This window comes from Geminicoccus sp., assembly GCF_035556675.1.
Taxonomy (GTDB): domain Bacteria; phylum Pseudomonadota; class Alphaproteobacteria; order Geminicoccales; family Geminicoccaceae; genus Geminicoccus.
On the sequence record NZ_DATMFZ010000139.1, the window covers coordinates 1 to 8,107 of the forward strand.

Here is an 8,107-nt window from a genome sequence, read left to right on the forward strand (position 1 = left end):
GCGGATCAGCCGGTGCAAGTCAGTCGGGACGTCTGCCGGATCGAAGGGCTGCCGCTCATAAGCCTTGCGCGAGATCTCGTAATGCTCGTCGTTGATGAGCGACCGCGCCAGCCCCGGCACGCCGTAATAGTGCTCGAACGAAAAGGACGACAGGATGAACAGCGTCGTCACCCAGGACGCGTCGTTCTTCCGTGGGAAGTTGAGGAAGCCGTTGAGCGCTACGAAGACATCTACCGGCGCGCTCGCCGTGGCGGCCGCCTGCACCGGCACGTCGGCCTGCTCGAGCTTCTCCAGGAAGGCCATGGTGACGAAGCCACCCTGCGACCAGCCGGCCAGGAACAGCTTGTCATTGTCGAGCTTCAGGTCTGCCAGAACGGCGCGGCTGGCCATCAGCATGTCGAAGGTCGCCTGCTGGTGGCTGCCCTTCACCATGTAGCCTTCCGGCTCCTCGGACTGGCCCATGCCGAAATAGTCGGCCCCGATCAGCAGGTAGCCCTGGCCCGCGAACTGCGCGATCATCAGCTGAGTCTCGGGCGACTGCTCGGGGAAGGAAGGCACCTCCTCTTTGCCGTACACCGTGCCGTGCTGGTAGGAGACCATCGGCAGGGCCGTCCCTTCCACCTCGGGCACCGCCAGGAGGCCGGTGGCGACGGTGGGCCGGTTGCCATGCTCCGGGATCACGGATGGATAGGAGACGCGAAACAGCCGGACCGCGTTGATGGCCGGGGTGTAGCGCGTCGCGATCCCGGCAAACGCCTGCGTATCGACCTCCAGGATCTGGTTCAGGCGGTCCACGTCCCAGCGCGTGATAAGCTGGTAACTGATGCCCGACGCGAGCCGGACCGGCTCGCCCTCCTGGGCACGGGCCGTGGGCGTGGCGCTGGCAATGCCGAGCAGCAGGGCGAGAAGCGCGGCAAGCCGTGCAAATGGCGACATCATTCTCTCCGGGCCTGTGTCCACGAGCGCAAAGCAAATTCCGACGATGCCGCCGTCCCGGCCGCATCGTCACGAGTTCTTCTGCCTCGGTATAGCCGAGGCCGAATTTTTACTGGCAGCAAGCCAGCGTCCAGCTTGGCTTTGCCAGAAATGGCACAGCTCGACTCAGGTGTTGCCGGAAGCGAGCAAGCTGTCGCGCAGTGCGGATGGTCGTGTCCGGCGAACCGTCGGCCGGGTCACTGGAAGCAGCCACGCCTCCAGCCATGAACCGCCTTCCGTCCCATCCCTTCCAGGGCCAAGATCGGCCCATGCACGAACGGGCGATGGGGACGGACAGGTGAGCAACAGGCTGGTGGCGACGACGGCAGCCATGGTCGTGGCGCTGGGCGCGGCGAGTGGAGCCGCTCACGCGGACACAGTGAACTTCTACAACTGGAGCAACTATTTCCCACCGGAACTCCTGAAGAAGTTCGAGCAGGAGACCGGCACCAGCGTCGTACTGGACGTCTACGATTCCAACGAGACCCTGCTCGCCAAGCTGCAGGCCGGCGCCAGCGGCTACGACATCGTGGTGCCGAGCGACTACATGGTCTCAACCATGATCCAGGCCGACCTGCTGGAGCCGTTCGACGCCTCGACCCTGGAGACCTTCGCCAACATCCAGGCCAACTTCGCCGACCCCTGGTTCGACCCCGGCCGCAAGTACAGCGTGCCCTACATGTGGGGGACCACCGGGTTCAGCTATGACAGCGAGCGGGTGCCGGGCGGCAAGCTGGAGGAAAGCTGGAAGTCGTTCTTCGAGCCGCCGGCCGAGCTCAACGGCCAGGTCGCGGCGCTGAACGACGAGATCGAGCTCTGGAACGCCGCCGCCTTCTATCTGGGCCTGGACCAGTGCAGCGAATCGACCGAGGACGCGCAGAAGATCCTGGCGGTGCTGGAGAAGCAGAAGCCGGTGCTGGCCATGTACCAGTCGGACGGCACGATCGAGCGGATGATCGCCAAGGAGGTGATCATGCACCAGCAGTGGAACGGTGCCGCGCACCGCACCAAGGAGCAGTTGCCGAGCCTGGTCTACGTCTACCCCAAGGAGGGGATCTCGATGTGGCAGGATAATTTCGTCATCCCGAAGGGTGCGCCGAACCAGGAGGGAGCGAAGAAGTTCCTCGCCTGGGTGATGAAGCCCGAGAACATCGCGCAGGCCTCCAACTTCACCGGCTACAACAACGCCATCGAGGGCTCGGCCGAGTTCATGGACGAGGCGCTGAGCAGCGACCCGGCCGTGGTCATGCCCAACGAGTATGCCGACCGCCTCAGGCCCGCGCGCGACTGCTCGCAAAAGACCCGCGAGTTGCGCAACCGGGTGTTCACGCGCCTGAAGAAGTGAGCGACGGCCTGCCGGACCAGGACGAGGCCAGGATCGTCCGCGAGCTGGTGACCGCCGGGCTGCGCTATCTGGCGCGGATCTCGGCGAGCCAGGCCTCGGTCCGGCGCATCCTCCTGCGCCGGCTGGCCAAGCTCCGTCCGCCCGAGCCGGGCGCCGACCCGGCCGAACTCGACCAGCGCCCGGTGGAGCTGGCGCTCGAGCGCCTGGTGGAACTCGGCTATGTCGACGACGCCGCGTTCGCCCGCGGGCGCGGTCGCAGCCTGGTCGGGCGCGGCGTGTCCCGGCTGGGCATCCGTCACCACATGGCCCGCCAGGGGGTGGATCGGGACACGGCGGACGCCGCCCTGGAGGCCGTCGCCGACGAGATTCCCGAGCCCGAGCTCGCGGCCGCCCGCACCTTCGTGCGCAAGCGCCGCCTGGGCTGGCACCGGCCCGAACCCGAGCGCGCGCCCAACCGCCAGGCCGACCTCGCCCGCCTCCTGCGCCACGGTTTCCCCCCGGACGTCGCCCGTGCGGCGCTGGACGAGCCGGAGGACGAGCTGGGCTAGATCGGCAGACATCCTGCAGCGTCGTCAGCCCTATGCGGGCTGACGGGCATCCTGGCGATGATCCAGCTGCCTGGCTGCGAGGCCAGCCGGCGAGCGGCGAAGTTGCAGCAACGCCAGCAGCATCGCCATGACCAGCCAGGGCATGGGCAGCAGGGCGCGAGCCTGCGGGGAGTCGCGCAGCTGGGGCGTCGCGGATACCCAGCCCGTCGCCCAGCCGTTGAAGCGGGTGCACAGCAGCAGGAAGGCTATGAGGACGCCGGCCCAGAGCCAGAGCCAGAGCCAGCGGCCGCGCTGCTCCACGTCGCCGGCGGCCCGCAGGTAGAGGCATAAGAATCCAGGGGACAGGAGGAACAGGTCATAGATGCGGTGGTAGATCACTACCGCCGACAGAGCGGAGACGATCGCGAAATCCAGGAGGTGATCCTGCTCCGTGCGTGGCGCCTGCCGCAGCACCCAGGCCGTGCCAGCCACCATCGCCACCGAAGCCAGCGTCACCGTGGCGCTGGCCAGAGCCGACGGCCCGCCGAACAGGCGCAGCAGCAGCGCCTCCAGATGGATCATGTTGTAGTTGATCGTGAACCGTTCGCGCGGATGGGTCGACAGGAACTCGCCGGGTGCGTCGCGCAGCGCCAGGGCATGCTGGAACTCCAGCAGCCTGGTCAGTGGCGGCTGCCCGGTGAGGATCAGCGGTAAAATGCTCAGGGCGGCCAGACCCAGGGCTGCTGCCGCCACGAAGCGCCAGTTCCCGCGCAGGAGGTGGTACAGCGCGAACAGCGGCATGAACGACGGCTTGAAGGATGTCAGCGCCAGGGCGAGGCCGGCAGCCCCACGCCGACCGCTCCGCTCGAGCATGAAGCTGGCGAGCAGGAGAGCCAGGACCAGGATCCCCCACTGCGAGTTGCGCAGGTTGATGTAGAGCCCAACGCTCGGGAGGGTCGCGAGAAAGGCGAGTTCCACCAGCCCGATCGGCCGGAACCACGACAGGATCCGCCCCATCATCAGCAGCACCAGCACCGTCAGGGCGACGTTGGCTGCGAGCAGCATGCGGGCAGCACGTTCGATCGGCAGCCGGGTGAGCAGCGCAAAGAAGGCCGAGGCCTGGGGCGGATAGACATGGATCGCCTGGAGCTTGCGATTGTGCTCACGGCTCTCCGGGCTGAACCTGGAGAGTTCGGCCCAGAACCTGGTCGCGTCATACGGTAACACGCGCTCGCGCCAGAGCTCCCCGGCAGCGCAGAAGACCTTGAAGTCGAAAAAGGCGCGGTCCCCGGGCAGTACACCGTTGCGGATGATCCCGACGATGCCGAGGAGGATGAGCAGCACGCAGCCGATCCTGACCAGGGGACGTCGTCAGGCCGGCATCATGTGGACGGTCCGCGTCGTGGCAGTCTGCCGCCTGCGATCCTCATGAGAACTCCCGGCCGCGAAGGGTGCGGACGCCATCGGCCTCGATGGCGGGGCTCGAAAGCATCCAACGCAACGACCTGGAGAAATGTTCCGTCCAGGATGAGGCCGCCACGGCTGGATCCACAACCGCTTTCACCGGCATCACCGCCGCCCTGCGCCCAAGACATACCCATGTGCCGCCACAATCGGAATGTTGACGTCTCTCGGTCGATCGGGCCCGCTGTCATCGGGCTGTCGTCAACTGCCCGAGGGGGAGGCAACCTTGTTCCAAAAACTGTCAGCGCTGCCGCTCTACCCCCTGCTGCTCGCCGCCCATTTTCCTCTCTTTCTGCTGACTCGCAGCCTCGCCGTGCCCGAGGCCGGCGTGGCGGTGCGGCCGGTCCTGGTGGGCGTGGCCTGCACTCTCCTGGCAATGGGCGTGCTCTGGCTGCTGCTGCGCGACCTGCACCGCGCCGCCCTGTGGACCGCGCTCGGCATCGTCCTGGTCTGCTACTTCAAGACCCTGGACCCCGTATTCGACGGGCTGATCGGCCTGGCGATGGCGCCTCCGCCGCCGCTCTACGTCCTGGCCGGCCTGCTCGTCCTGATCGCTCCGATCCTCCTGTTCGCACGGCCCGGACCGGATATGGCACGCATCGCCAACCTGGCGACGCTGATCATGCTGGCCTTTCCGCTGGCGCCCCTGGTCGAGCAGGAGGCCCAGGCCTTCACCGCCGGGCGCCACCCGGCAGCCGAGCGGGAGCAAGATGCCCCGTTCAGCGCGGCCAGTCCTATCGGCCAGCCGCCCAGCATCGTACATATCGTACTGGACGGCTACGGGCGGCAGGACGTGCTGGCCGAGCTCTACGGCTTCGACAACCGGCCGTTCCTGGACGGGCTGCGCGGGCTCGGCTTCGAGATCGCCGGGCAGGCGACCGCGCCGTACAACCAGACCCTGCTGGTGATGAGCAGCGTGCTCTCGGGCAGTTATCTGGAGGACCTCCTGCCCGCCGAGCAGCCAGCCGACCTGCGCCAGGCACTTTCGGAGCGGTTTCGGCACAACCCGGTGATGACCGCTCTCGGCAGGCTCGGCTATCAGACCGCGGCCTTCGACGTGCGCTACGATCCGGTGCGGATGGACCGGGTCGACCGGTTGCTGGCCCCCTACGCGCTCAGCAACTTCGAGAAGGTCCTGCTGGAGGAGACCCTGCTCGACAATGTCGCGCAACTTCTCGGCCTCGGTCTGCCGAGCCTGGACCGGGCGATGTTCGAGCAACCCTACGAGAACGGCCTGACACCACCCTTCTTTCTCTATGTCCACGTACTTGCCCCCCATCCGCCATTCGATGTCGACCCGCAGGGCAGGCACGTGGCACCGGCCGGGGGCTCGTCCGGCCTGCGCGACGGATCGCACTTCACCAAGGACGAACCTGGGCGGCGCCGGATCTATCGGGACGGCTATGTCGACAAGCTGACCTTCACCAACGAATTGGTGCTCCGCTACGCGAAGCGGCTGGTGGAACGGGTCCCGGATCCCAAGCTGATCATCATCCATGGCGACCATGGCGGCGGGCTCCATTTCGACCAGGATTCGGTAGAGCGGAGCTGCCTGTTCGAGCGCTTCTCGCCGCTGCTGGCGGTCTATTCGAGCGACGGGCGGCTGGAGCTGCCGCCCGACCTGAACCTCACGAACCTTTACCGGCTGGTGTTCAACACCTATTTGGACACCAATCTGGAACTGCTGCCCAGCCGCAGCGTGTTTGCCGGCTGGAAAGAACCGGCGCGACAGATCGTCCTGACGCCAGAGCAGCTTCACCGCCCGTGCCGGACCGAAGCGACAGTGCTGGACGGTGTGTCGGCAGCACAGCCACGCTGAGATGGGACGCGCTGCCGGCCCCCTACCTTTGACCGTCGCGGCAGCACGGTTATAGCCGTGGCGCTCCAGCAGACCTTGGGAGATTGCCTTGGAACGGATCGGCCTGGCCCTTTGGGCCTATGACGCGGGCGACCTGCCGGGCGACCTGGACGAGCTGGCAGAGCGGATCGATGCACGGATGGCCGAGGCAGCCGCGGCCGGCGCGTCCATCCTGGTGTTGCCTGAGTGGAACGTCGAGCAGACCCTGCTCTGGGCGACCACCCCGCCAGCCCCCACCGCCGAGCCGGGCTTCATGGCCGAGAGCGGCGCCGGCCTGCTCGCCAAGGTGCGCGACCTGCCGGCCAAGCACGGCGTAGCCCTGCTCGCCGGCACCTGGTCGGCCCGGCCGCTCAACGGCTCGGGCATGGTCAATCGCGCGCATCTCCTCTTCCCGGACGGCACGCTGTTCACCCAGGACAAGCTCTGCCTGGTCCCGTCCGAGAAGGATCCGGACGACTGGGCGCTGTTCCCGGGCTCGACCCTCAAGGTGGTCACCTGGCGGGGCCTGCGCATCGCCATCCTGATCTGCCTGGACAGCGAGCTGCCGGCTTTGTCCCCGATCCTGGGCCAGGCTGATATCGACCTCCTGCTGGTCCCGTCCAACACGGCCAAGCGGTCCGGCTATTACCGGGTGTTCGGCTGCGCCAAGGCGCGCGCGATCGAGCTGGGGGCACTGGTGGGCGTGGTCGGCTGCGTCGGCACGATTCCGCTGGAGGTGCCGCGCACCAATTTCAGCGGTGCTGCCGTGTACGGCCCATGCGAGGCGGCGTTCGGCGACACCGGCGTATTCGCCTTCCTGGAGCCGCGCGAGCGGGGCGGCGACATGCTGATCGCCAAGGACCTGCCGGTCGGCGAGATCCGCCGCCTGCGCCGCGAGCGTGCGTTCGAGGTCTGGCCGGGTCCCTGGTCCGGCGGCCATGTCAGCCTGGAGGAAGTGGAGGTCGGCGGGTGAGGACGATCTACAGCCCGGATCATGCGCGCCATCATGGCCAGTCCGAGCTGATCGACGGCAAGCTCCAGCCCTGCTTCGAGAAGCCGGAGCGCGCCTTCCTGGTGAAGGCCCGGATCGAGGAACGTGGGATCGGCCCGGTGGAGCCGCCGCAGAGCTTCGGCCTGGAGCCGATCCGGAGGGTGCACAAGCCTGACTATGTGGCCTTCCTGGAAACGGCCTGGGCCGAATGGACCGCCCAGCGCGGCCCTTACGACGCCCTGCCGCTGGTCTGGCCGGTGCCGGGCATGCGCCGGGTGCTGCCCGAGACGATCGACGGCAAGCTCGGCTACTACTCGATCGATGCCGGTACGCCGATCACCGCCGGCACCTGGCAGGCGATCCGTGCCTCGGCCGACGTAGCACTCACGGGCGCGGCCCTGATCGCGTCCGGCGAAGAGCGCGCGGCCTTCTCGCTCTGCCGCCCGCCCGGGCACCATGCCGGCAGCGACTTCTTCGGCGGCTACTGCTACTTCAATAATGCCGCGATCGCCGCGCAGTTTCTGCGCGACCATGGCGCCGGGCGGGTCGCGATCCTGGATGTCGACTACCATCACGGCAACGGCACCCAGGAAATCTTCTACGACCGGGCCGATGTGCTGCTGATCAACATCCATGCCGACCCGAAACAGGAATATCCCCATTTCCTGGGCCATGCCGACGAGACGGGTGCGGGGCCGGGCGAAGGCCACAATCTCAACCTGCCGCTGCGCTGGGGGACCGGCTGGCCGCTGTGGAGCGAGGCGCTGGAGACCGGCTGCCGGAAGATCACGGAGTTCGCCCCGGACGCCCTGGTCGTTTCCCTGGGTGTGGACACGTTCAAGGACGACCCGATCTCGCAGTTCCGGCTGGAAAGCGAGCACTTCCCGCTGATCGGCCAGCGCATCGCGAAGCTCGGCCTACCGACCCTGTTCGTGATGGAAGGTGGCTATGCGGTGGCTGAAATCGGC

At 67.3% G+C, this 8,107-nt stretch carries 7 protein-coding genes; 5 read left to right on the forward strand and 2 right to left on the reverse strand.

Annotated elements, in window-relative coordinates:
* A partial coding sequence (locus VNS22_RS10730) for an alpha/beta hydrolase family protein (protein WP_325732225.1) occupies positions 1-936 on the reverse strand: 936 nt, incomplete at its 3' end.
* A 370-nt stretch (positions 937-1,306) separates the two neighbouring features.
* On the opposite strand from VNS22_RS10730, the gene VNS22_RS10735 reads away from it, so the two are divergent.
* Positions 1,307-2,320: an extracellular solute-binding protein gene (locus VNS22_RS10735; RefSeq protein ID WP_349261765.1), complete on the forward strand. Its 1,014-nt coding sequence runs from the start codon at positions 1,307-1,309 to the stop codon at positions 2,318-2,320.
* Complete coding sequence (locus VNS22_RS10740; RefSeq protein WP_325732229.1) at positions 2,317-2,868, forward strand: regulatory protein RecX; 552 nt, start codon at positions 2,317-2,319, stop codon at positions 2,866-2,868. The genes VNS22_RS10735 and VNS22_RS10740 overlap by 4 nt, the downstream gene beginning before the upstream one ends.
* Positions 2,869-2,898: 30 nt before the next feature.
* Here the strand turns inward: VNS22_RS10740 and VNS22_RS10745 are convergent, their stop codons facing one another.
* Positions 2,899-4,191: a glycosyltransferase family 87 protein gene (locus tag VNS22_RS10745; RefSeq protein WP_325732231.1), complete on the reverse strand. Its 1,293-nt coding sequence runs from the start codon at positions 4,189-4,191 to the stop codon at positions 2,899-2,901.
* A gap of 346 nt (positions 4,192-4,537) precedes the next feature.
* On the opposite strand from VNS22_RS10745, the gene VNS22_RS10750 reads away from it, so the two are divergent.
* The 3 genes from VNS22_RS10750 to VNS22_RS10760 form a co-directional block, all read left to right on the forward strand.
* Entirely contained in the window at positions 4,538-6,130 is a 1,593-nt protein-coding gene (locus VNS22_RS10750) for a sulfatase-like hydrolase/transferase (RefSeq protein WP_325732233.1), read from the forward strand.
* An 88-nt stretch (positions 6,131-6,218) separates the two neighbouring features.
* Complete coding sequence (locus VNS22_RS10755) at positions 6,219-7,121, forward strand: nitrilase-related carbon-nitrogen hydrolase (protein WP_325732235.1); 903 nt, start codon at positions 6,219-6,221, stop codon at positions 7,119-7,121.
* On the forward strand, positions 7,118-8,107 hold a 990-nt coding region (locus VNS22_RS10760), incomplete at its 3' end, for a histone deacetylase family protein (RefSeq protein ID WP_325732237.1). The genes VNS22_RS10755 and VNS22_RS10760, both read left to right, overlap by 4 nt.

What these genes read in the sequence shown, in the direction of transcription:
- VNS22_RS10735 (WP_349261765.1), top strand. Translation starts at nt 1,307, where the DNA reads ATGGTCGTGGCGCTGGGCGCGGCGAGTGGAGCCGCTCACGCGGACACA.